This is a genomic window from Geodermatophilus sp. SYSU D01045 (assembly GCF_054050295.1).
In genome coordinates this window covers 12,602-37,851 of record NZ_JBJGZB010000032.1, presented here as the reverse complement: position 1 = coordinate 37,851, position 25,250 = coordinate 12,602, and the positions used below count along the sequence as shown (strand labels likewise).

Annotated in this window: 25 protein-coding genes; 7 read left to right on the top strand and 18 right to left on the bottom strand. The window is 75.9% G+C overall.

What is annotated here, in order from left to right:
• Positions 1-52 precede the first annotated feature (52 nt).
• On the bottom strand, positions 53-466 hold the full coding sequence (locus ACI798_RS20370) for a MarR family winged helix-turn-helix transcriptional regulator (RefSeq protein ID WP_457048797.1): 414 nt from the start codon (positions 464-466) through the stop codon (positions 53-55).
• A gap of 63 nt (positions 467-529) precedes the next feature.
• Here ACI798_RS20370 and ACI798_RS20365 point away from each other — a divergent pair, with 63 nt between their 5' ends.
• Positions 530-2,377 (top strand): ABC transporter ATP-binding protein, encoded by a 1,848-nt coding sequence (locus ACI798_RS20365; protein ID WP_457048796.1) that lies wholly within the window; start codon positions 530-532, stop codon positions 2,375-2,377.
• A gap of 22 nt (positions 2,378-2,399) precedes the next feature.
• On the opposite strand, the gene ACI798_RS20360 is transcribed toward ACI798_RS20365, so the two are convergent.
• Genes ACI798_RS20360 through ACI798_RS20350 form a run of 3 tightly spaced genes read right to left on the bottom strand, consistent with a single transcriptional unit; the run spans position 2,400 to position 5,283 of the window.
• Positions 2,400-3,485 (bottom strand): winged helix DNA-binding domain-containing protein, encoded by a 1,086-nt coding sequence (locus ACI798_RS20360; RefSeq protein WP_457048795.1) that lies wholly within the window; start codon positions 3,483-3,485, stop codon positions 2,400-2,402.
• Positions 3,486-3,540: 55 nt separating this feature from the next.
• Positions 3,541-4,371: an SDR family oxidoreductase gene (locus ACI798_RS20355; protein ID WP_457048794.1), complete on the bottom strand. Its 831-nt coding sequence runs from the start codon at positions 4,369-4,371 to the stop codon at positions 3,541-3,543.
• A gap of 45 nt (positions 4,372-4,416) precedes the next feature.
• Positions 4,417-5,283, bottom strand: a complete 867-nt coding sequence (locus tag ACI798_RS20350) for a diguanylate cyclase domain-containing protein (protein WP_456942607.1) — start codon at positions 5,281-5,283, stop codon at positions 4,417-4,419.
• A gap of 228 nt (positions 5,284-5,511) precedes the next feature.
• Between ACI798_RS20350 and ACI798_RS20345 the strand changes: the two genes are divergently transcribed.
• Complete coding sequence (locus tag ACI798_RS20345; protein ID WP_457048793.1) at positions 5,512-6,066, top strand: GNAT family N-acetyltransferase; 555 nt, start codon at positions 5,512-5,514, stop codon at positions 6,064-6,066.
• Between the two features lie 3 nt (positions 6,067-6,069).
• Here ACI798_RS20345 and ACI798_RS20340 read toward each other — a convergent pair whose 3' ends face one another.
• A complete protein-coding gene (locus tag ACI798_RS20340) occupies positions 6,070-7,269 on the bottom strand; it encodes an EAL domain-containing protein (protein WP_456942605.1) in 1,200 nt (399 codons plus the stop codon).
• A 151-nt stretch (positions 7,270-7,420) separates the two neighbouring features.
• Here ACI798_RS20340 and ACI798_RS20335 point away from each other — a divergent pair, with 151 nt between their 5' ends.
• Complete coding sequence (locus ACI798_RS20335; protein ID WP_456942604.1) at positions 7,421-8,056, top strand: dihydrofolate reductase family protein; 636 nt, start codon at positions 7,421-7,423, stop codon at positions 8,054-8,056.
• 71 nt (positions 8,057-8,127) lie between these two features.
• Positions 8,128-8,877, top strand: coding sequence for a thioesterase family protein (locus ACI798_RS20330; RefSeq protein WP_457048792.1), 750 nt, complete (start codon positions 8,128-8,130; stop codon positions 8,875-8,877).
• A gap of 10 nt (positions 8,878-8,887) precedes the next feature.
• On the opposite strand, the gene ACI798_RS20325 is transcribed toward ACI798_RS20330, so the two are convergent.
• The gene (locus tag ACI798_RS20325; RefSeq protein ID WP_457048791.1) at positions 8,888-9,562 is read right to left on the bottom strand and encodes a response regulator transcription factor; all 675 of its coding nucleotides are present in this window, start codon (positions 9,560-9,562) and stop codon (positions 8,888-8,890) included.
• Positions 9,559-10,704: a sensor histidine kinase gene (locus ACI798_RS20320; protein ID WP_457048790.1), complete on the bottom strand. Its 1,146-nt coding sequence runs from the start codon at positions 10,702-10,704 to the stop codon at positions 9,559-9,561. Before ACI798_RS20320 ends, ACI798_RS20325 begins: the two co-directional genes overlap by 4 nt.
• Positions 10,705-10,886: 182 nt before the next feature.
• Here ACI798_RS20320 and ACI798_RS20315 point away from each other — a divergent pair, with 182 nt between their 5' ends.
• Together ACI798_RS20315 and ACI798_RS20310 are read left to right on the top strand one after the other, a co-directional pair.
• On the top strand, positions 10,887-11,762 hold the full coding sequence (locus ACI798_RS20315; RefSeq protein ID WP_456942600.1) for an ABC transporter ATP-binding protein: 876 nt from the start codon (positions 10,887-10,889) through the stop codon (positions 11,760-11,762).
• 25 nt (positions 11,763-11,787) lie between these two features.
• Complete coding sequence (locus ACI798_RS20310) at positions 11,788-12,570, top strand: hypothetical protein (RefSeq protein ID WP_456942599.1); 783 nt, start codon at positions 11,788-11,790, stop codon at positions 12,568-12,570.
• 92 nt (positions 12,571-12,662) lie between these two features.
• Here ACI798_RS20310 and ACI798_RS20305 read toward each other — a convergent pair whose 3' ends face one another.
• The 3 genes from ACI798_RS20305 to ACI798_RS20295 form a co-directional block, all read right to left on the bottom strand.
• Positions 12,663-13,196: a DUF4240 domain-containing protein gene (locus ACI798_RS20305; RefSeq protein ID WP_456942598.1), complete on the bottom strand. Its 534-nt coding sequence runs from the start codon at positions 13,194-13,196 to the stop codon at positions 12,663-12,665.
• Between the two features lie 75 nt (positions 13,197-13,271).
• Positions 13,272-14,426 carry an acyl-CoA dehydrogenase family protein gene (locus ACI798_RS20300; protein WP_457048789.1) on the bottom strand — a complete coding sequence of 385 codons (1,155 nt, stop codon included), beginning with the start codon at positions 14,424-14,426 and terminating at the stop codon, positions 13,272-13,274.
• Entirely contained in the window at positions 14,423-15,289 is an 867-nt protein-coding gene (locus tag ACI798_RS20295; RefSeq protein ID WP_457048788.1) for a hypothetical protein, read from the bottom strand. Before ACI798_RS20295 ends, ACI798_RS20300 begins: the two co-directional genes overlap by 4 nt.
• A gap of 98 nt (positions 15,290-15,387) precedes the next feature.
• On the opposite strand from ACI798_RS20295, the gene ACI798_RS20290 reads away from it, so the two are divergent.
• Positions 15,388-16,464 (top strand): alkene reductase, encoded by a 1,077-nt coding sequence (locus tag ACI798_RS20290; RefSeq protein WP_456942595.1) that lies wholly within the window; start codon positions 15,388-15,390, stop codon positions 16,462-16,464.
• Between the two features lie 72 nt (positions 16,465-16,536).
• On the opposite strand, the gene ACI798_RS20285 is transcribed toward ACI798_RS20290, so the two are convergent.
• The 8 genes from ACI798_RS20285 to ACI798_RS20250 are packed head-to-tail and all read right to left on the bottom strand — an operon-like array spanning position 16,537 to position 25,249.
• Complete coding sequence (locus tag ACI798_RS20285; protein WP_456942594.1) at positions 16,537-16,962, bottom strand: VOC family protein; 426 nt, start codon at positions 16,960-16,962, stop codon at positions 16,537-16,539.
• Positions 16,959-17,831 carry a TcmI family type II polyketide cyclase gene (locus ACI798_RS20280; RefSeq protein WP_457048787.1) on the bottom strand — a complete coding sequence of 291 codons (873 nt, stop codon included), beginning with the start codon at positions 17,829-17,831 and terminating at the stop codon, positions 16,959-16,961. Before ACI798_RS20280 ends, ACI798_RS20285 begins: the two co-directional genes overlap by 4 nt.
• Complete coding sequence (locus tag ACI798_RS20275; protein ID WP_457048786.1) at positions 17,828-19,111, bottom strand: cytochrome P450 family protein; 1,284 nt, start codon at positions 19,109-19,111, stop codon at positions 17,828-17,830. Before ACI798_RS20275 ends, ACI798_RS20280 begins: the two co-directional genes overlap by 4 nt.
• A 22-nt stretch (positions 19,112-19,133) precedes the next feature.
• On the bottom strand, positions 19,134-21,956 hold the full coding sequence (locus ACI798_RS20270) for an FAD-dependent monooxygenase (protein ID WP_457048785.1): 2,823 nt from the start codon (positions 21,954-21,956) through the stop codon (positions 19,134-19,136).
• Positions 21,953-22,300 (bottom strand): putative quinol monooxygenase, encoded by a 348-nt coding sequence (locus tag ACI798_RS20265; protein ID WP_457048784.1) that lies wholly within the window; start codon positions 22,298-22,300, stop codon positions 21,953-21,955. The genes ACI798_RS20270 and ACI798_RS20265 overlap by 4 nt, the downstream gene beginning before the upstream one ends.
• Complete coding sequence (locus ACI798_RS20260) at positions 22,297-23,544, bottom strand: beta-ketoacyl synthase N-terminal-like domain-containing protein (RefSeq protein ID WP_456942589.1); 1,248 nt, start codon at positions 23,542-23,544, stop codon at positions 22,297-22,299. Before ACI798_RS20260 ends, ACI798_RS20265 begins: the two co-directional genes overlap by 4 nt.
• Positions 23,541-24,827, bottom strand: a complete 1,287-nt coding sequence (locus ACI798_RS20255; RefSeq protein ID WP_456942588.1) for a beta-ketoacyl-[acyl-carrier-protein] synthase family protein — start codon at positions 24,825-24,827, stop codon at positions 23,541-23,543. Before ACI798_RS20255 ends, ACI798_RS20260 begins: the two co-directional genes overlap by 4 nt.
• Positions 24,824-25,249: a cupin domain-containing protein gene (locus ACI798_RS20250; protein ID WP_457048783.1), complete on the bottom strand. Its 426-nt coding sequence runs from the start codon at positions 25,247-25,249 to the stop codon at positions 24,824-24,826. Before ACI798_RS20250 ends, ACI798_RS20255 begins: the two co-directional genes overlap by 4 nt.
• Position 25,250 lies beyond the last annotated feature (1 nt).

Sequence of the window (25,250 nt, the reverse complement as noted above, 5' to 3'; positions counted from 1 at the left end):
CTGATCGTGGCACCGCCGGACCCCCGTCGGGGTCCGTCGAGCGGTGGACGGTTCAGTCCGCGACGGCGCGCAGCAGGCGGGCCAGCTCGGCGCGCTCGGCGGTGGACAACCGGGCGAACAACTCGCGGGTGTCGGCGCGGCGGGCGGCGTCCACCTCGGCCTGCACCCGGCGTCCCTCGGCGGTCCCCCGCAGCAGCACGGCCCGGCGGTCGGTCGGGTCCGGGGTGCGCTCCAGCAGGCCGCGCTCCTGCAGCGCGTCGGCCACCTCGGTCGCCGAGCGGGGCGCGATGTGCAGCGCCTCGGCCAGGTCGGACAGCCGCACGCCCTCCTGCAGGACCACCACGCGCAGGGCGCGGGCCTGGTGGGGCGACAGCGCCCACGGCGCCAGGACGTCCCGCCAGCGCCGGCGCTGGGTGCGGGCGGCGCGCATCACCAGTTCGCCGAGCTCGGCGCCCTCGTCGTCCACGGGGGAATGCTACCGACAGTGGTGTGGTTACCGGAACGTGAGGTAGCCTCAGCAACCACGGAGGTGGTCGCCATCGACGAGATGGGGAGTGGTCGAGGGAGGGGCGGGCCCGGGCGGGCCGTCGACCCCGCGGACCGGGCGCAGCTGGAGCGCGCGCCGGTCTCCCTGCGCCGGGTCGCGGCGCTGTTCCGCCCGTACCGCTGGCAGGTCGGGACCGTGGTGGCGCTCATCGTCACCTCCTCGGTCGTCGCGCTGGCGACGCCGTTCCTCGTCCGGCTGGTCATCGACGAGGCCCTGCCCCGGCAGGACGTGCCGCTGCTGGTCTGGGCGGTCGCCGGCATGGTCGCCGTCACCGGCGTGACCGCCGTCCTCGGCGTGGTGCAGACCTGGCTGTCGACGACGGTCGGCCAGCGGGTCATGCACGGCCTGCGGACGGCGGTGTTCGCGCACCTGCAGCGCCAGTCGCTGGGCTTCTTCACCCGGACCCGCGGCGGCGAGGTCCAGTCGCGGCTCACCCACGACATCGGCGGCATGCAGTCGGTGGTCACCTCGACGGCGACCTCGCTGGCGTCCAACGCGACGACCGTCGTCGGCACGGTGGCCGCCATGGTGGCGCTGTCCTGGCGGCTGTCGCTGCTCTCCCTGGTCGTCCTGCCGCCGGCGATCGCGCTGACCCGCAAGGTGGCGCGGATGCGCCGCGCGGTCACCGCCCAGCGGCAGCGGCACCTCGCCGACCTGCACGGCCAGGTGGAGGAGGGGCTGTCGGTGAGCGGCGTGCTGCTGGGCAAGACCCTCGGCGCCGGCCCGGCCGCCTCGCGCCGGTTCGCCGCGACGTCGGAGGACCTGGTCGGCCTCGAGGTGCGCTCGCAGCTGGCCGGGCGGTGGCGGATGGCCTCGATGAGCGTCGTGTTCGCCGGCATCCCCGCGCTGATCTACCTGTTCGCCGGGCTGCCGGCGACCTCGGACGGCATGACCATCGGCACGCTCGTCGCCTTCACCGCGCTGCAGGGGACGCTGTTCCGCCCGCTGATGGGCCTGCTCGACGTCGGCGTCTCGGTCACCAGCTCGATGGCGCTGTTCAGCCGGGTCTTCGAGTACCTGGACCTGCCGGTGGAGATCGACGACCCGGAGTCCCCGGTCGAGCCGGACCCGGCGGCGGTGCGCGGCGAGGTCCGCTGGGAGGGCGTGGACTTCACCTACCCCGACGGCGCCCGCCCGGCGCTGCGCGGGGTCGACGTCGCCGTCCCCGCGGGCACGACGCTGGCGCTGGTGGGGGAGACCGGCTCGGGCAAGTCGACGATGGCCTCGCTGGTCGCCCGGCTGGCCGACCCGACCGCCGGCCGCGTGACGATCGACGGCCTCGACCTGCGCGACCTGCGGCTGGCCACGCTCGCGCAGGTGGTCGGCGTCGTCGCGCAGGAGACCTACCTGCTGCACGCCACCGTGCGGGAGAACCTGCGGCACGCCCGGCCCGACGCCACGGACGCGGAGATCGAGGCCGCCGCCCGCCGCGCCCAGGTGCACGAGGTCATCGCCGCGCTGCCCGACGGCTACGACACTGTCGTCGGCGCCCGCGGTCACCGGTTCTCCGGCGGGGAGAAGCAGCGGCTGGCCATCGCCCGCACGCTGCTGCGCGACCCGCGGGTGCTGGTGCTCGACGAGGCCACGAGCGCGCTGGACACCGCGACCGAGCGCGCGGTGCAGGCGGCGCTCGACGAGGCCCGCCGCGGCCGGACGACGATCACCATCGCGCACCGGCTGTCCACGGTGCGGCACGCCGACCGGATCGTCGTCCTCGACGCCGGCCGGGTGGTGGAGTCCGGCACGCACGCGGAGCTGGTGGCCCGCGGCGGCCGCTACGCGGAGCTGGTCGCCGCCGGCGACGACGCGGGGGACCTGCTCGCTGCGTGAGCCGACAGCGCTAGGAAGGCGCTCACGCGAGCTCCACGGCCTTCAGGCGGGCGCCGCGGAAGGCGGCCAGCCGCTCGGCCTGCTCCTCCACCGCGGACCGGACGGCGCGGGAGAGCGGCGCCCACGGCTCGACGGCGACGGTCAGCGACGACCCCGCCTTGCGCGGCCGCCAGGCGCCGGCGATCCCGCCGTCCGCGAGCACCGCGCCCGGCCGGCCGAGCACCGGCCACAGCTCCTTGCGACGGGCGGCGTCGGGGGCGAGCGTCTCCCGGTCGCGGGCCTGCAGGAACAGGTCGAACGGGCCCAGCAGGCGGACTCCCGCGGGGGCCGGGGCGCCGAGCCGGCCGGCGTCGTCGGCCAGCACCCAGCGTCGCTGCCCGTCGACCTCCACCTCGACGGCGTCCTCGGGCCAGCGCTCCTTCACGTCCTCCACCGGCGCGTCCAGGTAGCCGGCGACGTGCTGCGGCGTGGCCGGGCCGAGCAGGTGCAGGTACGCCCGGACGACGTCGAGCCGGCCGGGGAGTGTCTCCGCCGGCGCGAACCCCGGCACCGGCTGCAGCACCGGCGGGGAGGTGCCCGGCTGCAGCTCCAGCCCCGCGTGCAGCGCGGCGAGGCGGAACGGCTGCTCGTAGAGGTGCACCGCGTCGCAGGGGCGGCAGAACCGGTTGTAGGGCTCCTCCATCACGTCCGACAGCCGCCGCGACATCTCGCCCTTGACCGTCGGCACGGTGACGATCTCCCGCATCCGCGCGGCGATGGTGTCCAGCGCGGTGAGCACCGGGATGCCCGCGGCCTTCAGCGGCTTCGCGGCGTCGAAGACCCGCTTGGCCGCGTCGGCCTCGGAGAACGGCGCGGTGGCCGCGGCGACGGCGGGCAGGTCGGCGCGGCGGTACAGGTGCGGGGCGCCGCGCAGCGTCCACGCGGTGGCCAGCTCGCCGTCCCCGGGGACGACGCCGCGGATCGCCAGCGCCCACAGCCCGCCGTCGGGACCGGTGTCCTGGACGCCGAGGTCGAGGACGGCCGTGCCGGCGACGGTTCCGGCGTCGCGGTCCAGCTGCTGGGCGGCGACGCGGAAGGCGAGGACGTCGCGGGCGGACGCGGTCTGCACGCCCGGGACCCTAGGCCCGGCCGGGGACGCCGGGCGGCGTCCCCGGCCGGTGCGGTCAGTCGCGCCGGCCCTGCGCGGCGACCGACAGCGGCTCCCACCGGCGCCACTCGGCCAGCCGGGACTCGTAGTCGCGGGTGGCGATGGCCAGGGGGCCGTCGCCGAGGAACACCCGCAGCGGCGGCTCGTCGGCGTCCACGAGCTGCAGGACGGCGTCGCGGGTGGCCAGGGGGTCGCCGGGGTTGCCGGCGCGGGCCTTCCGCTGCTCGGCGGCCTTCTCCCGGAAGGCGTCGTAGGCCGGGTTCGGCTCGGCGTGCCTCGCCGACGAGCCGCCCCAGTCGGTGCCGTACGCGCCGGGCTCGATGATCGTCACCCGGACCCCGAAGTCGGCGACCTCGGCGGCCAGCGACTGGCTGAACGCCTCGAGCGCCCACTTGGACGCGTTGTAGATCCCGATGTTCGGGAAGGCGCTGATCCCGCCGATCGAGGACACCTGCAGCACGTGGCCCGAGCCCTGCGCCCGCATGACCGGCAGCGCGGCCTGGGTGATCCACAGCGCGCCGAACAGGTTGGTCTCGAACTGGGCGCGGGCCTCGGCCTCGGAGACCTCCTCGACCATCCCGAACTGGCCGTAGCCGGCGTTGTTCACGACGACGTCGAGCCGGCCGAACCGCTCGGCGGCCTGCTGCACGGCGCCGACGTCGGCCTCGCGGTCGGTGACGTCGAGCCGCAGCGGCAGGACGGCGTCGCCGAAGCGCTCGACGAGGTCGTCGAGGGTGGCGGTGTCGCGGGCGGTGGCGGCCACGGTGTCGCCGCGCTCGAGGGCGGCGATCGCCCACTCGCGGCCGAAGCCGCGGGACGCGCCGGTGATGAACCAGGTCTTGGGCATGCCGACGGCAGCGCCGCCGCGGGGCGGGGTGTTCCCCGCCCGGGGTCAGCGCCGGGCGCGGCGGACGCTCTTGACGCCGTACATGGCCATGTCGGCGCGGTTCACGACGGTGTCGGGGTCGTCGCCGGGGCCGCCGGTCGCCGTCCCGGTGCTCGCACCCACCCGGACCTCGTCGTCGGTGACGTCGAACGGCTCGTGCAGCGCCTCCTCGATCCGGCGCGCCCGCGCGGCGGCCCCGCCGGGGTCGATGCCCCGCGAGACGACGACGAACTCGTCGCCACCGAGGCGCGCGACGACGTCGTCCGGCCCGGCCAGCGCCCGCAGCCGCCCCGCGACGGCGACCAGCAGCCGGTCGCCGGCCGCGTGCCCGAAGCGGTCGTTGACCGCCTTGAAGCCGTCGAGGTCGCAGAAGACCAGGCTGCACCCGTCGCCGGTCTCGACGTCGAGCCGGGCGGCGAGGACGGCGAACAGCGCGCTGCGGTTGGCCAGACCGGTCAGCGGGTCGGTGACCGCCTGCCGCCGCACCTGCGCCTCGCGCTCGCGGTGCGCGGTGACGTCGATGCCGATGAAGGCGACGGCGTAGGGGGTGCCGTCGTCGCGGGCCAGCACGCTGGTCTGCAGCTCGACGCGGCGCTGCCGGCCGTCGCCGGTGCGCCAGTCGACCTCGCCGGGGATCGCCGGCCGGCCGGACAGGACCATCGCCAACGCGGCGCGGGCCAGCTCGACCTCCTCGGGGAGGGTCACGACGTGCCAGAACGGGACGCCGACGAGCTCGGCGGCGCTGCGGCCGGTGAAGCGCTCGAGGGCGGGGTTGGCCAGCAGGACCCGCCCGTCGCCGTCGCAGACGAGCACGAGGGCCGCCGTCGCCTGCACCGCCGCGCGGGCCAGGCCGTCGAGGGCGGTGGGTGTCACCGACACGGTGGCACCGGGTCCCGCGGCGCGGGGGCCGGCCGGCCGGTCGGGGGTCCCGGCCGGGGACGGCCGTCGGGGTGCGTGCACCGGAGCTCCTCGGGGTGGCTGCTGACCTCCTCTGCATCGGCACCGCCGGGCCGGTCCTCGAGGGCGCCTCCCCCCGTCGGGTGGGCCCGGGTGGCGCGCGCGGCCGGCCCCGGCGTAGGGGCGCGCCGCTAGCGTGGCGGGGTGCTGGACGGGCCGGTCGCGTTCCGCCCGCTGACCCGCGCGGACCTGCCGCTGCTGGGCCGCTGGCTCGAGGAGCCGCTGGTGGCCCGCTGGTGGGCGCACGAGACGACGCCGGAGGCGCTGGAGGCCGACTTCGGGCCGAGCATCGACGGCACCGACCCCGGCGAGGTGCTGCTCGCGCTGACCGGCGGCCGGCCGTTCGGGCTCGTGCAGCGGTACCGGATCGCCGACTTCCCCGAGTACGCCGAGGAGCTCGCGCCGGTGGTCGACGTGCCGCCGCGGGCGCTGTCGATCGACTACCTGGTCGGCGAGCCCGACGTCCGCGGCGGGGGAGCGGGGACGGCGATGCTGGCCGCGTTCGTGGCGGAGAGCTGGGCCGCGTACCCGGAGGCCGACGCCGTGCTGGTGCCGGTGGCCGCCGGGAACGTCGCGTCCTGGCGGGCACTGGAGCGGGCCGGGTTCACCCGGGTGGCCGAGGGGCCGCTCACGCCGGACGACCCGGTCGACCCGCCGGACCACGTCGTCTACCTGCTGCGCCGGCCGCCCGGCGCCTGAGGGTCATGCGGCGGGCAGGGCCACCGGCGGCGTCACGGGGGACAGCGCCTCCGGCGGGCCGGGGCGGCCGTGGTACCAGCCCTGGCCGAGGTCGACGCCGAGGTCGCGCAGCCGGGCCGCCTCGCCCGCGGTCTCGATGCCCTCGGCGACCACCGTCACGCCGCAGCCGTGCCCGAAGGTCACCAGCGACTCGACCAGCTTGGACAGCACCGGGTCGGCGTCCAGGCCGCTGACGATGCTGCGGTCCACCTTGATGACGTCGGGACCGGTCACGACGATGTGCCGGAGCGAGGAGAAGCCGGCGCCGACGTCGTCGATGGCCAGCCGCATGCCGGCGGCACGGAAGGGCGCCAGCGCGGTGCCGAGCGCGTCGTAGTCCTCGACCGGGTCGTGCTCGGAGAGCTCGAGCACGACGCGGTCCAGCGGCAGCTCGTGCAGCAGCGCGGCGAACCCCGGGGTGAGCAGGGTCTGCGGGGACACGTTCATCGCGACGTAGCCGCCGACGCGGTCCAGGTGCGCCGCCGCGCCGCGCAGGGCGAGCAGCTCCACCTCGGCGCCGCGGCCGACGCTGTGCGCCTCCTCGAACACCACGTCGGGGCCCTTGCCCCACTCGCGCGGGAAGCGGCTGAGCGCCTCGGCGCCGACGCGGACGCCGGTGGCCAGGTCGACGATCGGCTGCAGGACGACGCTCGGGCCGCCCGCGGCGACCAGCGGGTCGAGCCGGCCGGCGATGTCGTCGCGGCGCTGCTGCTCGCGCAGCTCGGGCTCGACGATCACCGACGCCGCCGACGCGAGGACCTGCATCAGCGCCTCGTCGCGGCGGGTGAGCTCCTTGTCCGAGGTGAAGCCGAAGGCGCAGAAGGTGCCGTAGAGGCTGCCGTCGGAGAGCGTGACCGGCGTCGAGACGTAGCTGCGGATGCGGGGGATGCGCGCCGAGGGCAGGGACATCGCCAGCGGGTACCGCTTCACGTCGTCGATGACGGCGGGCAGCTTGCCGTCGAGGATCGCCTGGCAGAACGAGGTGTCCCGGGCGACCTCCGCCTTCTCCCGCACGAGCACCGGCACGCGGGTGTCGACCACCTCCAGGTGCTGGGTGGTGCCGTCCAGGCGGCTGAGGAACGCCACGCTCATGTGCAGCGACGTGCGCGCCGTCCGCAGCAGGTCGGCGATCTGCTGCTCGGCGTCGGTGCGCTGTCGGGCCATCGGGTGCTCCTCGTCCGGAAGGGATGACGAGCTCTCTTCGACACCGGTTGTGCGCAACTGGAGTGGACCGGGCGCGGCTCACCCGGACCGATGAGTCCCGGCGCCGTCCGCCGTCTCCACCTCCGACCGCACCCCCTCGGAGGAGAGACCGATGCGCCCGCTCACCGTCACCACGTTCCTGACCCTCGACGGCGTCGCCCAGGCCCCCGGCGGGCCGCAGGAGGACCCGTCCGGCGGCTTCCCCTACGGCGGCTGGCTGGTGCCCTTCGCCGACGAGGCGATGGGGGAGCAGATGGACGCCTGGTTCCGGCCGGCCGAGGACTTCCTCCTGGGCCGGACGACCTACGAGATCTTCGCCGCGCACTGGCCGCACGTGGACGCCACCGGCGACCCGGTGGCCCAGGCGCTGCAGACCAAGACCAAGCACGTGGCGTCCCGGACGCTGACCTCGCTGGAGTGGTCCACCGCCCGGCTGCTCGGCGCCGACGTGCCGGCCGCCGTCCGGGAGCTCAAGGCCGCCGACGGCGGCGAGCTGCAGGTGCACGGCTCGATCGGGCTCGTGCAGACGCTGCTGGCCGAGGACCTGGTCGACGAGCTGCGCACCATCGTCTTCCCGGTGGTCCTCGGCCGGGGCAAGCGGCTGTTCGAGGGCGGCGCCGCGCCGCGCACCTGGGAGCTGGTGTCCTCGACGACGACCTCGACCGGCGCGGTGATGACCGCCCACCGGCGCACGGGCGAGGTGACCACCGGCTCGTTCGCGCTGGAGGACGCCGACACGACGGTTTGACATTCGTACCGACGGGTGTACGGTCCTCCCGTCCCGGTTGGACAGTCCAACCGGGACGGGAGGAGGACCCCGTGACCGCCATCGCTCTCGAGGCGTCGCCGCTCGTCTTCGACCCCGGCTGGCGGTCGTTCACGCACGTGCAGGGCGGCCTGGTCGCCGGGCACCTGATGGCCGCGGCCGCGGACCGCACCGGCGCCGCGCCGCGGGCGGTCACCGCCCACCTGCTCGCCGGGGTCGAGCCGGGCGTGGAGACGTCGGTCGACGCCGTCCCCGACCGGGCCGGGACGACCGGCAGCGTGCGGGCCACGATGAGCCAGCAGGGCCGGGTGCTCGCCGTCGCCCAGGTGCTCACGCTGGCCCGCCCCGCCTCGCCGGTCTCCGAGAGCGCGCCGCCGGCGCCCGGGCCGACCGTGCGCGAGGGCGTGCCGTTCCGGCTGCCGCGGGAGTTCGTGCCCATCGCCGACCACACCGAGATCCGCGCGCTCGGCGCCTCGCGGCCGCTGGCCGGCGGGCCCGAGCCGCGGCTGTCGGCGTGGGTCCGCATCGACGGCGACCTCGAGCCGCTGGTCCAGCTCGGCGTGCTGCTCGACGCGCTGCCGCCGGCGCTGTTCGCCGTCCGCACCACGCCGGCGGTGATGCCGACCGTCGAGCTCACCGCGCACCTGGCCGGCCCGCCGCCGGAGACCGGCGCGTGGGTGCGGATCGACCAGGTCACCACCTGGGCCGACGCCGACGTGGCGGTCGACGACGCCGAGCTGCGTGCCGTCGACGGCTCCCTGGTCGCCCGGGCCCGCCAGACCCGGCGCCTGCTCACCCGCTGAGCGGGGCCGGTCAGCCCTCGAGCAGGCCGGCCTCGTGGGCGAGGATCGCGGCCTGCGTGCGGTTGGCGAGGTCCAGCTTGGTGAGCAGCCGGGAGACGTAGGTCTTCACGGTGGCCTCGCTGACGAACAGCCGGCCGGCCAGCTCGGCGTTGGAGCCGCCGCTGCCGAGCAGGGTGAGCACCTCGCGCTCGCGGTCCGACAGCGTGGCCACCCGCTGCAGCGCCTCGGCCCGGCGCGGGGTCGCCCGGCTGTCCACGTAGGAGGCGATCAGGCCGGCGGTCACGGCGGGGGAGAGCGTCGCCGTCCCGTCGGCCACCGCCCGGACGGCGGTGGCGATCTCGCGCGGCGGCGTGTCCTTGAGCAGGAACCCGGCCGCGCCCGCGGCCAGCGCCGCGTACACGTACTCGTCGACGTGGAAGGTGGTCAGGACGGCGACCTGCGGCGGGTCGGGCAGGGCGAGGATCGCGCGGGTGGCGGCCAGCCCGTCCATCCCGGGCATGCGGACGTCGGTGAGCACGACGTCGGGCCGCAGCTCCCGCGCGGCGGCCACCCCGGCCGCGCCGTCGCCGGCCTCGCCGACGACCTCCACGTCGCCGGCCGCCTCCAGCACGGTGCGCAGGCCGAAGCGGACCAGCTCCTCGTCGTCGACCAGCAGCACCCGGATCCGGCGCCCGTCCCCGCTCACGTGGGCAGCACCGCCTCGACGCCGAAACCGCCGTCCAGCCGCGGTTCCGCGGTCAGCCGCCCACCCAGCGTGCGCACCCGCTCGGCCACGCCGACGAGGCCGAAGCCGCCCCCGGGGACGGCGTCCGGGGTGCGGGCGGGCGGGCCGTTGACGACCCGCACGTGCAGCTCGCCGGGCCGCCGCTCCACGGTCACCCGGACCGCCGCGCCGGGGGCGTGCCTGCCCGCGTTGGTCAGGGCCTCCTGCACGATGCGGTACGCCGCCCGGCCGACGACGGGGTCGACCGGTGCGGCCCCCTCGGCCGGGCCGGTCCAGGCGACGGTCATCCCGGCCTCGCGGGCGGACCCCACCAGCCTCGGCAGGTCGGCCAGCTCCGGCTGGGGACCCAGCGGCGCGTCCTCGTCGAGCTCCCCGGCCCGCAGCACCCCGACCATCTGACGCAGCTCCTCCAGTGCCTGCCGCCCGGCGGTCTGCACCTGCCCGGCCAGCTGCTCCACCCGCGGCCGGTCGCCGGCGGCCACCTCGATGGCGCCGGCCTGCAGCACCATGAGGCTCACCCGGTGCCCGACGGCGTCGTGCATCTCCCGCGCGATCCGCGTCCGCTCGGTCACGACGGCGTCGTGTGCCAGCCGCTCCCGTTCGGCCTCGGCCCGCACCGCCCGCTCGCGTAGGGCCGCGAGCAGCTGGGCGCGGGTCCGCTGCCAGATCCCGAGCGCCGCGGGCAGCACCAGGGCGAGGGCCACGCCGCCGAGGGCGCCCACCGCCTCGTTCGCGGTGCCGATGGTCCAGGGCTGGACGAGCGCGACCGCCCCGAGCACGCCGGCGACGATGCGCACCGGCCACCGGCCGTCGTAGCGGCCCACCGCGTAGGCGGTGAGCAGCAGGCCGACCGACAGCGCCGGGACCAGCGCCGTGAGGGCGGCGCTGACGATGAAGGGCACCACGGGCGCTGACCGCCGGAAGAGGAACAGGGTCAGCACCAGCAGCACGCCGCCGGCGACGAGGACGGCGTCCGGCGCCAGGCGGGCCTCCGGGGTGACGACGCCGACCGTCACGGTGGCCGCGCTCGCCAGCGCGACCAGCGCCTCGAACCCGACGCTGCTCGCGCCCAGGCCGGGCCAGACGCGCTCCCGGATCCCCACGGGGCGGAGCGTATGTCCGGCCGGTGCGCCGGCGGGTCGCCCGTCCGGCGCGGACCGGATCACCTTTCGGATGACACGGCCGCGCCGTCCGTGGACCCCGATCGGCTGCCTCCGGCCGACGCGGGGAGCGGGCCCGGCCCGGCAGGTTCGTCGTCGACAGCAGCGACTCCCCGGAGGCAGCGATGATCGAGGTCAGCGGACTGACCAAGCAGTACGGCTCCCGGACCGTCGTCGAGGACGTGTCCTTCACGCTCGAGCCCGGCACCGTGACCGGGTTCCTCGGGCCCAACGGCGCCGGCAAGAGCACGACCATGCGGATGATGACCGGGCTGGTCCCGGCCACCGCGGGGACCACCCGCATCGACGGCCGTCCCTACGCAGGCCTGCCGAACCCGGCCGCCGTCGTCGGGACGCTGCTCGACGCCTCCGCGGTCCACCCCGGGCGCACCGGTCGGACGCACCTGCGGCTCGTGGCCTCGGCGGTCGGCGTGCCGGCGGCGCGGGTCGACGAGGTGCTCGAGCTCGTCGGGCTCACCCCGGCCGCCCGGCGCCGGGTCGGCGGCTACTCCCTCGGCATGCGGCAGCGGCTCGGCATCGCCGGGGCGCTGCTGGCCGACCCGCCGGTGCTGGTCTTCGACGAGCCGGCGAACGGCCTGGACCCGGAGGGCATCCGCTGGATGCGTGACCTGCTGCGCGGCCACGCGGCCCGCGGCGGGACGGTGCTCCTGTCCTCGCACCTGCTCGGCGAGGTCGAGTCGACCGTCGACCGGCTGCTGGTCATCGGCGCCGGGCGGATCGTGGCCGACGGCCCGGTGGGCGACCTGCTCGGCAGCGAGGGGACCTCCGTGCGGGCCGCCGATCCCGCCGCGCTGACCCGGGCGCTCGAGGCCGCGGGGTTCCACGTGCAACACGGGCCCGACGGCGCGCTGGTCGTGCCCGGCGCCGAGCCCGGCGCGGTCGGCGCGATCGCCGCGGCCGGCGGCCACGTCCTCACCGACCTGCGCCCGGTCCGCCGCGGCATCGAGGACCTGTTCTTCCAGCTCACCACCGCCTCCTGACCCTCCCTCCTCCCTGGAGACCGCCATGGCCACCGTCCTGCCCCCCGTCGTCCCCGCCCCCGGAGCTACCCCCGCGGGCACCCGTCCGCCGGTCCGCGCCGGGGCGCCCTCTCCCACCGCGCTGGTCGGCATCGAGCTCCGCAAGTCCCTGTCCACCCGCTCGGGCCGCTCGCTGGCTGCGGCCTCGGTGCTGCTGGCCCCGGCCGCGACCGCGGTCGTCGCCGCGGCCAGCGAGGAGGGCCTGGCCTCGGTCACCGGCCCCATCGGCGTCATGGGGGTGCTCACCGGCCTGGTGCTGGTGGCGCTCGGCGCGCTGTCCACCGCGGGGGAGTGGAGCCACCGGACGGTGCAGACCACCTACCTGCTCGTCCCGCGCCGCGGCCGGGTTCTGGCCGCCAAGGCGGTCGCCGTCGCCCTGCTCGGGGCGGCACTGGCCGCGCTGTCCGCGGCGCTGACCGCGGGCGTCCTGGCGGTCCTCGTCGACGGCGCGTCGTGGGAGGGCGCCGGGCGCGCGCTTGGGGTGGTCGTGGCCGCCGGAGCGGTGTTCGCGGTGACCGGCGCCGGCGTCGGGGCCGCGCTGGCCAACACCCCGGCGACGCTGACCTCGTTCTACCTCGTCGTCCTCGGGGTCCTGCCCCTGGTGCGGAACTTCGAGCCGGAGATCGGGACGAGGCTGGACCCGGCCGACGCAGTGGTGGCACTGGCGATGGGTCCGGCGCCGACCCGGCCGGTGCTCGTGCTGACCGGGTGGGTCGTGGTGAGCGTGGTCGCCGGCGCCGTGGTCACCCGCCGCCGCGCGGTCGCCTGATCCCGGCGGGACCCGGCCCCATCCCGTCCCTGCCCCGTCCCCGGCGGTCCCGGCTCCGGCCGGGGCCGCCGGTCCGCGCCGGCGTCCCCGCGTCAGTCGCCGGACGCGCGGGCCGACAGGCGGGGCAGGCGCGCCGCGAACCAGGCGTCGTCGTCCTCGGGGAACGGCTCGCCGCGGGGGTCGTCGGAGGAGCCGACGGCCAGGTCCTCGTCGAGGTCCTCGGTGTCGACGCCGGCCTCCTCGAGCACGTCGGCCGGGGCGTAGGCCAGTGACTCGGCCTCGCTGAAGACCTCGCCGTCCTCGTCCCACTCCAGGTCGGCCAGGGCGTCGGGGTCGGCGAGGACCCGCTCGAACGCCTCTCTGCCCTGGGCGACCAGCCAGACGCGGAAGTCGAGGAAGGCGTCGTCGCTCATGCCGCCGGCGGCGACGTACCCGGCGGCCCACACCCGCCACTCGTTGGCCCGCTCGACCTGGTCGTGCAGGTGCCGCGCGAAGGCGACGACGTCCTCCGTCCCGCGGGCGGACAGCTCCTCGGTGAGCGCCTCCACCTGGGAGGCGACCGGGTCGTCGGACCCGGGTGCGGGCCGGCTCCGCTCGATCACGGTCCAGAAGGTGTCGAGGTCCATACCGGGACCGTACGGCCGGGGTGGCCGTGGTCCCGGTAGGGACGCGGCCGGCGGACGATCCAGCGAACCGCCGGCTCAGTCCAGCCCGCCCCGGGCGACGAGCTGGCGGGCGATGACGTCGCGCTGGATCTCGTTGGTGCCCTCGCCGACGATCATCAGCGGCGCGTCGCGGAAGTAGCGCTCGACGTCGAACTCGGTCGAGTAGCCGTGCCCGCCGTGCACCCGGATGGCGTCCAGCGCGACCTTCATCGCCGTCTCGGAGGCGAACAGCTTGGCCATCCCGGCCTCCATGTCCGACCGCTGTCCCGACCCGTGGCGCTCGGCCGCGTACAGGACCAGCTGCCGGGCGGCGGTGAGCGAGGTGGCCATGTCGGCGAGCAGGGCGCCCACCGCCTGGTGCCGCCAGATCGGCTTCCCGAAGCTCTCCCGCTCCTGGGCGTAGCGCAGCGCGTCGTCGAAGGCCGCCTGCCCGACGCCGAGCGCCCGCGCGGCCACCTGGATCCGGCCGGTCTCCAGCCCGGTCATCATCTGCGCGAACCCGCGGCCCTCCACCCCGCCGAGGACGGCGTCGGCCGGCGCCCGGTACCCGTCGAAGACCAGCTCGCAGCTCTCCACGCCCTTGTAGCCGAGTTTGGGCAGGTCCCGCGAGACCGTCAGCCCGGGCCCGTGCTCGACCAGCAGCACCGACACCCCGCGGTGCCGCGGCTGCGCCTGCGGGTCGGTCTTGCACAGCAGCGCGACCAGCTGCGACCGGCGCGCGTTGGTGATCCACGTCTTCGCGCCGTCGACGACCCAGCCCTCGCCGTCCCACCGCGCGACGGTCCGCATCGCCTGCAGGTCCGACCCGCCGCCGGGCTCGGTCAGCGCCATCGTCGCCCGCACCTCGCCGGTGGCCATCCGCGGCAGCCAGCGGTCCTGCTGCTCCCGCGTCCCGAACGCCAGCAGCAGCTTCGCGACGACGGTGTGCCCGCCCATGGCCCCGGCCAGCGACATCCAGCCGCGCGCGAGCTCCGCGGTGACCAGCGCGTAGCAGGGCATGGAGACCGGCGCCTCGCCCCACGGCTCGGGGACCGCCAGGCCGAAGACGCCGAGCTGCTTCATCCGCTCGATCAGCGCCCCGGGGTAGGTGTCCGCGTGCTCCAGCTCGCGCGCCACCGGCCGGACCTCGCGGTCGACGAAGGCGCGCACGGTGGCGACGACGTCGCGCTCCTCCGGGCCCAGCGTGGTCACCGGGCGGTCTCCGCGAGCGCCGCGGTCCCGGTGGCCGACGCCGGCTGCCCCACCGCCGCCGCGGAGAGGGTGAACCGGTCGCCGTCCAGCCGGCCGGTCGCCCGCACCGGCGTGCCCGCGTAGGCCGGCCGGGTCAGCCGGTGGGTGAACGACGTGACGGGCCGGTCGGGGGCGGACCGGCGGGGCACCTCGAGCAGCAGCAGGGCGAGCAGCGGCCCGTGCACCACGAGGCCGGGGTGACCCTCGACCTGGGTCACGTACGGCTGGTCGTAGTGGATGCGGTGCGCGTTGTAGGTCAGCGCGCTGAACCGGAACAGCAGCGGCGGGTCGGGCAGCACCTCGACGACCGGGCCGTCGCCGTCGCCGGCAGGGGTGCCGGCACCGGCCGGGGCGGGGGACGCGCCGGCCGGCTGGGAGCGGTAGACGACGTCCTGCTCCTCGATGACCAGCAGCGCGCCGCCCTCGCGGTACTCGCTGCGCACGGTGACCAGCAGCATCTCCCCGCTCCGGCCGGCCTTGACCTCGCAGCGCGCCAGCGACGACGTCCGCTCGACCACGGCGCCCACCCGCAGCGGCGCGGAGACCTCCATCCGCCCGCCGGCGATCATCCGGCGCCGGTGGGGGAGCGGCGGGAGGAAGTGCCCGTCACGGGGGTGGCCGTCGTCGCCGAGGTCGGCGGTGGCCGGCCGGTCGAGGAAGGTGAACCAGTGCCAACCCGGCGGCAGCGGGTCGCCGTCGGCCAGGGGCGGGGCGGGCCGGTCGAGGACGGCGGCGAACGCGGCCGCGGGCCCGGCCGCGACCGGCGCGGCGTCGGTCAGCGGGCCCGGGGACCAGCCCGCGACGGCGTCGGACAGGAGGGACACGGCGCCATCGTGCCGGGTCGCCGGCCAGGGGCACAGCGCCGCCTGTGACGCCGCCCGCATCCCGGAATGGCCCGGCGCCGGGCGGTGTCGGAACACCCGTGGACCTGTTCTCTCCCGTGAAGCTCGGCGACCTCGAGCTCGCCAACCGCGTCGCCATGGCGCCGCTGACCCGCATGCGCTCCGGCAAGGCCGGCGTCCCCGGCGACCTCGTCGTCGAGCACTACGCGCAGCGCGCCGGCATCGGCCTGATCGTCACCGAGGGCACCTACCCGACCCACGAGGGCCAGGCGTTCGTCGGCCAGCCCGGCATCGTCACCGACGAGCAGGTGGCCGGCTGGCGTCGCGTCGCGGAGGCCGTGCACGCCCGCGGCGGCCGGATCGTGATGCAGGTGATGCACGGCGGCCGCGTCACCCACCCCGACGTCAACGGTGGCCGCCGCGTCGTCGCCCCCAGCGCCATCGCCATCGACGGCGCCGGCCACACCGAGAAGGGCAAGCAGCCCTACCCGGTGCCGCACGCGCTGACCACCGACGAGGTCCGCGAGGTCGTCCGCGACTTCGTCCGCGCCGCCGAGCGCGCCGTCGAGGCCGGCCTCGACGGCGTGGAGATCCACGGCGCCAACGGCTACCTGCTGCACGAGTTCCTGTCGCCGGCGTCCAACGTCCGCGACGACGAGTACGGCGGCTCCCCGGAGAACCGCGCCCGCCTGGTCGTCGAGGTCGTCACCGCGGTGTCCGAGGCGATCGGCGCCGGCCGCGTGGGCCTGCGCATCTCTCCCGAGCACGACATCCAGGACGCCCTCGAGACCGACCACGAGGACGTGCGCGCCACCTACGGCACGCTGGTCGACCGGCTGCGCCCGCTGGGCCTGGCCTACCTCTCCGTGCTGCACCGCGAGCCGGCCGGCGACCTGGTCCAGGAGCTGCGCCGCCGCTTCGGCGGCCACCTGATGGCCAACAGCGGCTTCGGCTCGGTCACCACCCGCGACGAGGCGGTCGCGCTCATCGAGGCCGCGCACGCCGACGTCGTCGCCGTGGGCCGCGCGGCGATCGCCAACCCCGACCTGGTCGAGCGCTGGGCCGGCGAGCACCCGGAGAACGAGATCCGGCCGCACCTGTTCTACGCGTCCGGCGCCGAGGGCTACACCGACTACCCGACCCTGCGCGCGAGCTGAGACGCCGGGAGCCCCCTCCGCTCCTGAGAGGGGGCTCCCGGGTCCAGGGGCCGGTGCTGTCGGCGCCGGCCGTCAGCCGGGCCGCTGCGCACCGCCGGGCCGGAAGTCGGCGCCGGGGTGCCGGTCGGAGCTGAGCCCGACCACGTTGCCGAACGGGTCGACGACGGCCGCGCTGACGATCGGCCCGTGCGGGGTGAGCGGGATGTACTCCTTGGCGCCCATCGACGTGAGCCGCTCGAGGACCGCGTCGAGGTCGTCGACCCGCCAGTACCCGACCGCGCCACCGGTCCCCGGCGTCATGCCCGGCGGGGCGAAGGCGAGGTCGGCGACCGCCAGCGACGTCCCCTCGTCGACGGTGAACGTCGCGTAGCTGGGCCGCCCGCCGGGTCCCGGCCGGGTGAAGCGGGGACCCGAGCCCAGCAGCTCCGTGTACCAGGCGACGGCCGCGGCCACGTCCTCGGCCCAGTAGGTGAGCGTGGCGACCCCGCGCAGGCTCACGCCGTCTCCTCCCTCGGCGCCGGCACCGGGTCCCCAGGTGCCCAGTCCGGAGCCGTCCAGCGGTGGAACACCCGGGCCACCGAGTCGCGCGGGGACTGCCACGTCTCCGGGCGGTAGGGGCTGACGTAGGGCGCGAGGTCCTGCATGACCTTGGCGAAGGCCGGCCGCATCGACTCGTGGTTCTGCCGCACCGCCGCCGCCTTGACCCGGTCCTGCTCCAGGAGGTGCACGAAGACGTCCTCCATCGAGTACAGCCAGCGGCCGGTGACGCCGGTCTCCGTCGGCAGCCCGCCGGCGTCGGACGCGGCGAACACCCGGGCGATGTCCTCCTCGGTGCCCGGCCGCATCCGCTGGACGATGACGGTCATCTCCCGGTCGGGGGAGACCTCGCCCTCGGGCAGCCAGGTGTAGAAGTGCTTGGCCACCGAGTGCGAGGGGTTCTGCCAGTAGCTGGGGTAGGGCGTCACGTAGGGGGCGATGGCCTCGGCGATCGCCTGGAACGCCGGCAGGCCGCGGCGCTGGCCGGAGACCTCCGGGTCCTCCTTGCGCTCGATGACGTGCAGGTAGAGGCCCTCGTACGAGAGCAGGATCCGCCCGACGACGCCGAGGTCCTGCGGCCGGGTCGTCCGGTCGTAGTAGGCGAACACCGGCCCCACCTTGTCCTCGCTGCCGGGGACCATCCGGCAGACGATGACGTTGCGGAACGGCCGCCAGGTGCCCGAGGACCAGGTCGCGGGGGCCGTGGCCGTGGTGGCGAACTCGACCGTGTCGTTCGCCCAGGGCGGTTCCGTGGGCGTCGTCGTGGCGTCGGCCGCGGGGTCTGCCGAGGGGGACGCCGAGGGGGACGCCGGCGGGGTGGTCTGGGTCATCGGGTGCCTCCTGGGGTGGGTGTGGGGGTGAAGCGCAGCGGCAGTGCGAGCAGACCGCGGAAGGCCGAGGCCGCAGGCAGCCACTGCAGCTCCTCCACGGGGACGTCGAGGCGCAGGTCGGGCAGCCGCAGCAGCACCTGCCGCAGCGCCGTCGTCGCCTCCAGCCGGGCGAGCGCGGTGCCCAGGCAGTAGTGGATGCCGTGCCCGAAGGCCAGGTGCTGGGTCGGCCCGCGGTCGAGGTCCAGGCGGTCGGGCCCGGGGGTGAGCTCGGGGTCGTGGTCGGCCGCGCTGAGGACGACGGTCACGATCGAGCCCTGCGGGATGGTCACGCCGCCGATCTCGAGGTCCTCGGTGGCGAACCGGAAGCTCGACACCGGCACCGACCCGTCGAAGCGCAGGAGCTCCTCCACGGCCTCGGGCACCCGGTCGAGGTCGGCGAGCAGGGCGGCCATCTCCTCGGGGTGGGTCAGCAGGGCGACGACGGCGTTGCCGAGGAAGTCCGACGTCGTCTGGTAGCCCGCGAACAGCAGCAGGAAGCAGCTGGAGACCAGCTCCGCCTCCGACAGCCGGCCGTCGCCGTCCCGGGCGGCGATCAGCCCGCTGACCAGGTCCTCCCCGGGACGGGCGCGCTTGGCCGCGACCAGGCCGGTGAAGTAGGCGTGCAGCCGCTCCTGCGCCTGCCCGATCGCCGCCCGGTCCTCCTGCGGGCTCCGCCCGCCGGTGCCCACGGTCCGGATCACCTGCGTGCCGGCGAGGATCTCCTCGTGGTCGGCCTCGGGGATGCCGAGCAGGTCACCGATCACCGCCAGCGGCAGCCGGAGGGCGAACTCGTCGACGAACTCGGTGGACCCGCGCGGCGCGATCCGGTCGAGCAGGCCGGCGACGATCTGCTCGACCCGCGGGCGCATCGCCTCGATCCGCTTCGGCGTGAACGCCTGGGTCACCAGGCGGCGCAGCCGGGTGTGCTCGGGAGGGTCGGAGTTGAGCATGTTGGTGTTGATCTGCCGGGCCTTCTCGCCGAACACCGCCAGGTAGGTGTCACCGGCCCGGTAGAGGTCCTTGGACAGCCGCGGGTCCGACAGCGCCTGGCGGGCGTCGGCGTAGCGGGTGACCAGGAAGGAGTCGAAGCGCGGGGTGCGCACCTTGACCACGGGGCGCTCCGCCCGCAGCCGGGCGTAGACGGGGTAGGGATCGGCGCGGAACTCCGGCGTGTAGATCTCCTGGCCGGGGACGACGTCGTCCGGGGGTGCCGCGGGGTCCCGGGGGGCGGTCTGGGTCATGTCGGCTCCTGAGGGGTGGGGGTCACGCGGCGAAGACGCCGGCGAGGTGGTCGAGGAGGGCGTCCTCGTCCAGCGGGCGGCTGCGGAAGCCGACGTGGCCGTCGGGGCGGACGAGGTAGGCCGCCGTCCCCGCGCCCGCGGTGCCGTAGGCGGCGGCGAAGGCGCCCTCGGCGTCGCGGACGACGGGCAGGTCGACGAGGAACGGCACCCGGGCGTCGGGGGCGGCGACGAGGTAGGCCGCCACCTCGCCGCGGGTCTGCTGCCGGACGGCGACGGCGAGCTTCTCCAGGTCCGACACCTGCTCCTCCGACGCGGTGGCGTCGGCCGCCAGCAGCAGCGTGGAGCGGGTGCCGCGGGTGAGGTCGAACAGCCGCAGGGGGTGGGCGACGCCGAAGCGCCGCAGCCCCTGCACGTCCGGCGCGCGGTGCCCGGGCTCGGGCCCGGCGGTGAAGCCGGGCGTCTCGCCGACCAGCGGGCTGCCGGCGTAGTTCATGGTCATCTGCATCTCGAGCAGGAACTGCGCCTTCTCGTCCTCCATGTCCATCTCGTCGGTGAACGCGATGGCCACGGCCCGGTCGACGATCATCTTCCCGGCGGGACGGCGCTCGGCCTCGTAGCTGTCCAGCAGGCCGGGCGCGGCCAGCCCCCGGACGGCGAGGGCGAGCTTCCAGCCCAGGTTCCAGGCGTCCTGGATGCCGGTGTTCATGCCCTGCCCGCCGGCCGGCGGGTGCAGGTGTGCGGCGTCGCCGGCGACGAAGGCCCGCCCCCCGCGGTAGCGGTCGACGATGCCGTGCTTGATCCGGAAGATCGACGACCAGCGCAGGTTGCTCGCCGTCGTCCCGGGCGGGCCCAGGTCGTCGATCGCGGCCTGCATGTCGGCCAGCGTCGGCGGCTCGTACTCCTGCCAGAACCCGGGCGGGACGACCCCGGAGCCGACCGCGTCCTGCCACCGCTGCGGGGCCAGGGTGGCGATCCGGTAGCGGTTGCGGCCCTTGAGCGGGACGCAGACCAGCATCCCGGTGAAGTCGTCCTCGTTCTCGATGCGCACGAAGCGCACCAGGTGCCCGGCGGGCAGGTCCCAGTCGACGTCGACGTCCCCGAGCATGAACAGCTGCGGGAACATCGACAGCCCGCCCTCGAAGCGGAGCCCCAGCCCGGAGCGGACGGCGCTGTGCGCCCCGTCGCAGCCCACGAGGTACTGCGCCCGGGTGGTCTCCCCCTCGCCGGAGCGGTGCCGCAGCTGCGCGGTGACGCCCTCGTCGTCCTGGGTGAACGCGACCAGCTCGACGCCGCGCTCGACGACGACGCCGAGGGAGGTCAGCCGGCCGAGCAGGATGCGCTCGGTCTCGTACTGCGGCAGGCCCAGGTGGGCGTAGGGCAGCTCGTCGAGGCCGGCCCAGTCGACCTGGTGGGTCTGCTCGCCGTTGACGAACACCGTCTGGCCGTGCAGCCAGATGCCGGCGTCCATCGCCTCGGTGACGATGCCCTGGTCCTCCCAGATCTCCATCGTCCGGCAGTGGATGCCGATCGCCTTGTCCGCCTGCGTGGACGCCTCGGGGCGCTTGTCCACGACGCGGACGGCGACGCCGCGGCGGGCCAGCTCGATGGCGTGGGTGAGGCCGGCCGGCCCGGCGCCGACGACGAGCACCTCGACCGTGCGGCCGGTGGTGCGTGAGGCCTCGCCGAGGTCGCCCGGGACCGGGAGCGCCGCCGCGGCGGCGTGCCCGTCGTCGGGCTTCTCGACGAACTCCTGCACGCTGGCGCTGGGCACCGTGGTCACCGGCGGCCCGGCCACCACCTCCAGGTCCGGTTCCGGCGCCACCGGCACGGCGGCGGGGACGGGGACGGCGTCGGCGGTCACCGACGGCGGCTCCGGGCGCACCCGCAGCGCGAACACCCGGCGGTCCTCGCCCCGGGCCAGCCAGCGGCCCAGCGGCCCGGCGGTCCAGTTCGCCGGCTCCGCCGTCCAGTCGGTGAAGTGCTGCTCGGAGTCCCACTCGGCGACCACGTGGTAGCGCCGCCCGTCGGGCTCGCGCAGCAGCTCCTCGCGGGCGTGACCCGGGGCGCTGCGGGCGAGCTGCGCGGCGGCGAGGTAGGCGAGCTCGAAGGCCTCCTGCTCCCACGGCTCCACGGCGACGGCGGAGTCGACGCGCACCCGTGCCACCTCGACGTCGCCGCCGGGCGGGAGCAGCGGCGGGAAGTCGGTGTCGGCGTCGGGCCGCTGGCGGATCTCGAGCACCTCGCGCCGGAACTCCACGGAGTGCCAGCGGGCCAGCGGCGCCCCGGCCGCCATGTGCGAGGGGTCCTCGACCCACTGCACGAAGTGCTCCTCGGACTCCCACTCGGCGAAGATGTGGTACCGGAGGCCGCTCGCGTCGCGCAGCAGCTCCTCGCGCACGTACCCGCTCGAGTCGCCGATCCGCTGGGTGACCGTGGTGTAGGCGCGCTCGAAGGCCACCTGCTCCCCGGGCTGGACGCTGGTGGAGAAGTCGATGCGCACCGGCCGGCGCCGCTCGGCCTCCACCGTCGCCAGCACGGTGAAGGTGGAGCGGGTGGCGTCCTCGCGCAGGTCGCGCAGCGCCTCGGTGAGCGTCTCCCGCGCCTCGCTGCGGCCGAAGGCGTCCACCGACGCGCGGTCGGTCCAGTCGCTGACGATGCCGAACCAGCGCGGGTCGCCCTCGTCGCGCATCAGCTCCTGGCGCAGGTTGCCCGGCACCCGGGCGATCTCGGCCGCGGCCCGGTGCCAGGCCGCCTCGAACGCCGCCTCGCAGCCCTCCCGCGCGCGCATCCGCAGGACCGTCCGGACGCCGGCCGCGTCCCTCCTCCCGGTCGCCGGTGCCGTCATGCCGGGGCCTCCACCGGCCGCCCCGCACCGGGGACGACGGCCAGCACCTCGTAGGTGTTGCGGGCGGCGTCCTCGCGCAGGTCGCGCAGCGCCTCGGTGAGCGTCTCCCGCGCCTCGCTGCGGCCGAACCCGTCGACGGCGGCGCGGTCGGTCCAGTCGCTGGTGATCACGAACGTGCGCGGGTCGTCGGCGTCGCGCACCAGCTCCTGGCGCAGGTTGCCCGGCACCCGGGCGATCTCCGCCGCGGCCCGGCGCCAGGCCGCCTCGAACGCGGCCTCGCAGCCCTCGCGGGTCCGCATCCGCAGCATCGTGCGGATCGCGGCCCGCTCACCCGCGGCGGTCACGCGGCCTCCTCCGCCCGGTGCCGGCGCAGCACGAGACTGCTGTTGAACCCGCCGGCGCCGCGGGCGACGACCACCACGGTGTCCAGGTGCTGCACGCGGCCGGCGCGGACCAGGTCGACCCCCGGCGGCGTCTCGACCGGGTCGTCGAGGAAGGCGGTGCCGGGCACGATCCCGTCCCGCATCGCCAGCAGCGCCGTCGCCACGTTCAGCGCCGACCCGCCGGCCATGAGCCGGCCGGTCCACGACGACGGCGCGGTCACCGGCACCGGCGCCGCCCGCCCGCCGAACACCGCGCCGAGCGCCTCCAGCTCCAGCCGGTCCAGCTCCGGGACGCCGGCACCGTCGGCGACGACCAGGTCGACCTCGTCCGGGGAGACGCCGGCGTCGGCCAGCGACAGCCGGATCGCCCGGGCGTACTGCGTCGCGTCGGGCGCCGGGTCCTCGTGGTGGTGGGCGTCGTGGGTGGCGCCGTAGCCGGCGACCTCGCCCCACACCTTCGGGGCGCCGCGGGCCGCGGCGGCGCCGGGCGCCTCCAGCAGCAGGATCGCCCCGCCCTCGCCGACGACGTGCCCGTTGGCCCGCCGGTCGAAGGGCTTGTAGGCGTCCTCCGGGCGCGCGGCGCCCGACAGCCGGCCGCCGGTGGCCTGGCACAGCACCGCGTACGGGCACAGCCCGGCCTCGGTGCCGCCGACCAGCACCGCCGGGGTGCCGCGGCGGACCACCCGCCGCGCCCAGCCGATGCTGTCCAGCCCGCCCGCGCCCTCGGTGACCACGACGCCCGAGGGGCCCTTGAAGTCGTCGCGGATGGAGACCTGGCCGGTCGAGGCCGCGTAGAACCAGGCGATCGACTGGTAGGCGCCCACCGACCGCGGGCCCTTGGCCCACAGCCCCTGGATCTCGTGCTGGCTGAACTCGTTGCCGCCGGAGCCCGAGGCCAGGAACACCGAGGTGGCGTAGACGTCGTCCTCGGGGGCGGTGTAGTCCGCGTCCTGCGCCGCCAGGGTGGCCGCCGCCAGCGACATCCACGTCCACCGGTCGGTCTGCACCATCAGCTGCGGGGAGACGTGGTCGGCGGGCACGAAGTCGCGCACCTGCCCGGCCAGCGGGACCCCGTACCGCTCGGCGTCGAAGCCCTCCAGCGGCCGGATGGCCGGCTCCCCGCGGACCAGCGAGGCCCAGTGCTCCTCGACGCCGACGCCGGTCGGGGCGACGACGCCGATCCCGGTGACCAGCAGCCCGCTCACGACTCCCTCCGGGTCGGGCTGGCCAGCACGATCGCCGACTGGAACCCGCCGAAGCCGCTGCCCACCGAGATGGCGACGTCGACCTTCTGCTCCCGCGCCACCTTCGGCACGTAGTCGAGGTCGCACTCGGGGTCGGGCACCTCGTAGTTGGCCGTGGGCGGCAGCACGCCGCGCTGCACCGCCAGGGCGGTCGCGGCGATCTCGATGGACCCGATGGCGCCGAGCGAGTGCCCGACCATCGACTTGATCGAGCTCATCGCGACGCGGCTCGCGGCGGTGCCGAGGCTCTTCTTGACCGCGGCCGTCTCGTGCCGGTCGTTCTGCTTGGTCCCCGAGCCGTGCGCGTTGACGTAGCCGACCTCGTCCGGCGCGATGCGGCCCTGCTCCAGCGCCCGGGTGATCGCCTCGGCCATCTCGGTGCCGTCGGGCTTGAGCCCGGTCATGTGGAAGGCGTTGCAGCGGTTGGCGTAGCCGGTGACCTCGCAGTACACCTCCGCGCCGCGGCGGCGGGCGTGCCCGAGCTCCTCGAGCACGAGCACCGCCGCGCCCTCGCCCATGACGAACCCGTTGCGGCGGGCGTCGAAGGGCTTGGAGGCGTGCTCGGGGTCGTCGTTGCTGTCGGTGGTCGCCCGGATGGTGTCGAAGCAGGCCATCGAGATCGGCGAGATCGGGGCGTCGCTGGCCCCCGCGAGGACGACGTCGGCGTCGCCGTCCTCGACCAGCTGCGCGCCGTAGCCGACCGCGTCGATGCCCGACGTGCAGCCGGTGGAGACGACGGTGGCCGGGCCGTGCGCGCCGAACCGGACGGCGAGCTCGGTGGCGCCGCAGCTCGGCACCAGCGCGGAGGCGAGGAACCGCGTGGCGTACCGCGGGTCGACCTCCCACAGCCGGCCCGAGTCGCTGACCTGCACGTACTCCTGCTCCAGGCGCATCGTCGCGCCGACCGCGCTGCCCAGCGTCACGCCGACGCGGTCGCCGTCCGGGCCGTCGTCGGCGCCGAACCGCAGCCCGCTGTCGGCGACCGCCTCGTCCGCGGCGACCATCGCCATCTGGACGAACCGGTCGTTGCGGAACACCTCGTGGGCGGTCAGGCCGAGCTTGCGGCCGTCGAAGTCCACCTCGGCGGCGACCTGGGAGCGGAACCGGGCCGGGTCGAAGAAGGTGATCCGGCGGGTCGCCGTCCGTCCCTCGGTGAGCATGTCCCAGAAGCCCTCGCGGCCCATCGACCCGGGGGCGACCACCCCGATGCCGGTGACGACGACCCGGCGCCGGTCGGCGCTCACCGCTTGCCCGGGGGCAGCTCGGTGTCCACGTGCCCCAGCTCCGGCCGCGGCGCCAGCGGACCGCACAGGAAGACGAACGTCGCCGTCGTCCCCGTGTCGTTGACGATCCGGTGCTTGACGCCGATCGGGATGTGGACGGCGGACTCGCTCACCAGCCGGCGCTCCTCGCCGTCGAGGGTGACCAGGACGTCGCCCTCCTGGCAGTAGAGGAACTCCTCCGAGTACGGGTGCCAGTGCTCGGTCACGACCTCGCCGGGCTCGAGGGTCAGCGTGCCCATGAAGCCGGCGGTCGAGCCCACGCTGGCCGGGGAGAGCAGCACCCGGATGTCCCCGCCGCGGCGGCGGTTGGGCGCGGTGTCGGCGCGGTGGACGGTGGGGCCGCAGCGCGTCGGGGTGGCCGGCGCGTGCTGGATCGTCGTCATG

Excerpts from the sequence above, each read along its gene's own strand:
- ACI798_RS20305 (WP_456942598.1), bottom strand. The coding sequence starts at position 13,196 with ATGGACCTCGACACCTTCTGGACCGTGATCGAGCGGAGCCGGCCCGCA.
- ACI798_RS20315 (WP_456942600.1), top strand. The coding sequence starts at position 10,887 with ATGATCGAGGTCAGCGGACTGACCAAGCAGTACGGCTCCCGGACCGTC.
- ACI798_RS20355 (WP_457048794.1), bottom strand. The coding sequence starts at position 4,371 with ATGCCCAAGACCTGGTTCATCACCGGCGCGTCCCGCGGCTTCGGCCGC.
- ACI798_RS20335 (WP_456942604.1), top strand. The coding sequence starts at position 7,421 with ATGCGCCCGCTCACCGTCACCACGTTCCTGACCCTCGACGGCGTCGCC.
- ACI798_RS20340 (WP_456942605.1), bottom strand. The coding sequence starts at position 7,269 with ATGGCCCGACAGCGCACCGACGCCGAGCAGCAGATCGCCGACCTGCTG.
- ACI798_RS20250 (WP_457048783.1), bottom strand. The coding sequence starts at position 25,249 with ATGACGACGATCCAGCACGCGCCGGCCACCCCGACGCGCTGCGGCCCC.
- ACI798_RS20280 (WP_457048787.1), bottom strand. The coding sequence starts at position 17,831 with ATGACCCAGACCACCCCGCCGGCGTCCCCCTCGGCGTCCCCCTCGGCA.
- ACI798_RS20275 (WP_457048786.1), bottom strand. The coding sequence starts at position 19,111 with ATGACCCAGACCGCCCCCCGGGACCCCGCGGCACCCCCGGACGACGTC.
- ACI798_RS20310 (WP_456942599.1), top strand. The coding sequence starts at position 11,788 with ATGGCCACCGTCCTGCCCCCCGTCGTCCCCGCCCCCGGAGCTACCCCC.
- ACI798_RS20270 (WP_457048785.1), bottom strand. The coding sequence starts at position 21,956 with ATGACGGCACCGGCGACCGGGAGGAGGGACGCGGCCGGCGTCCGGACG.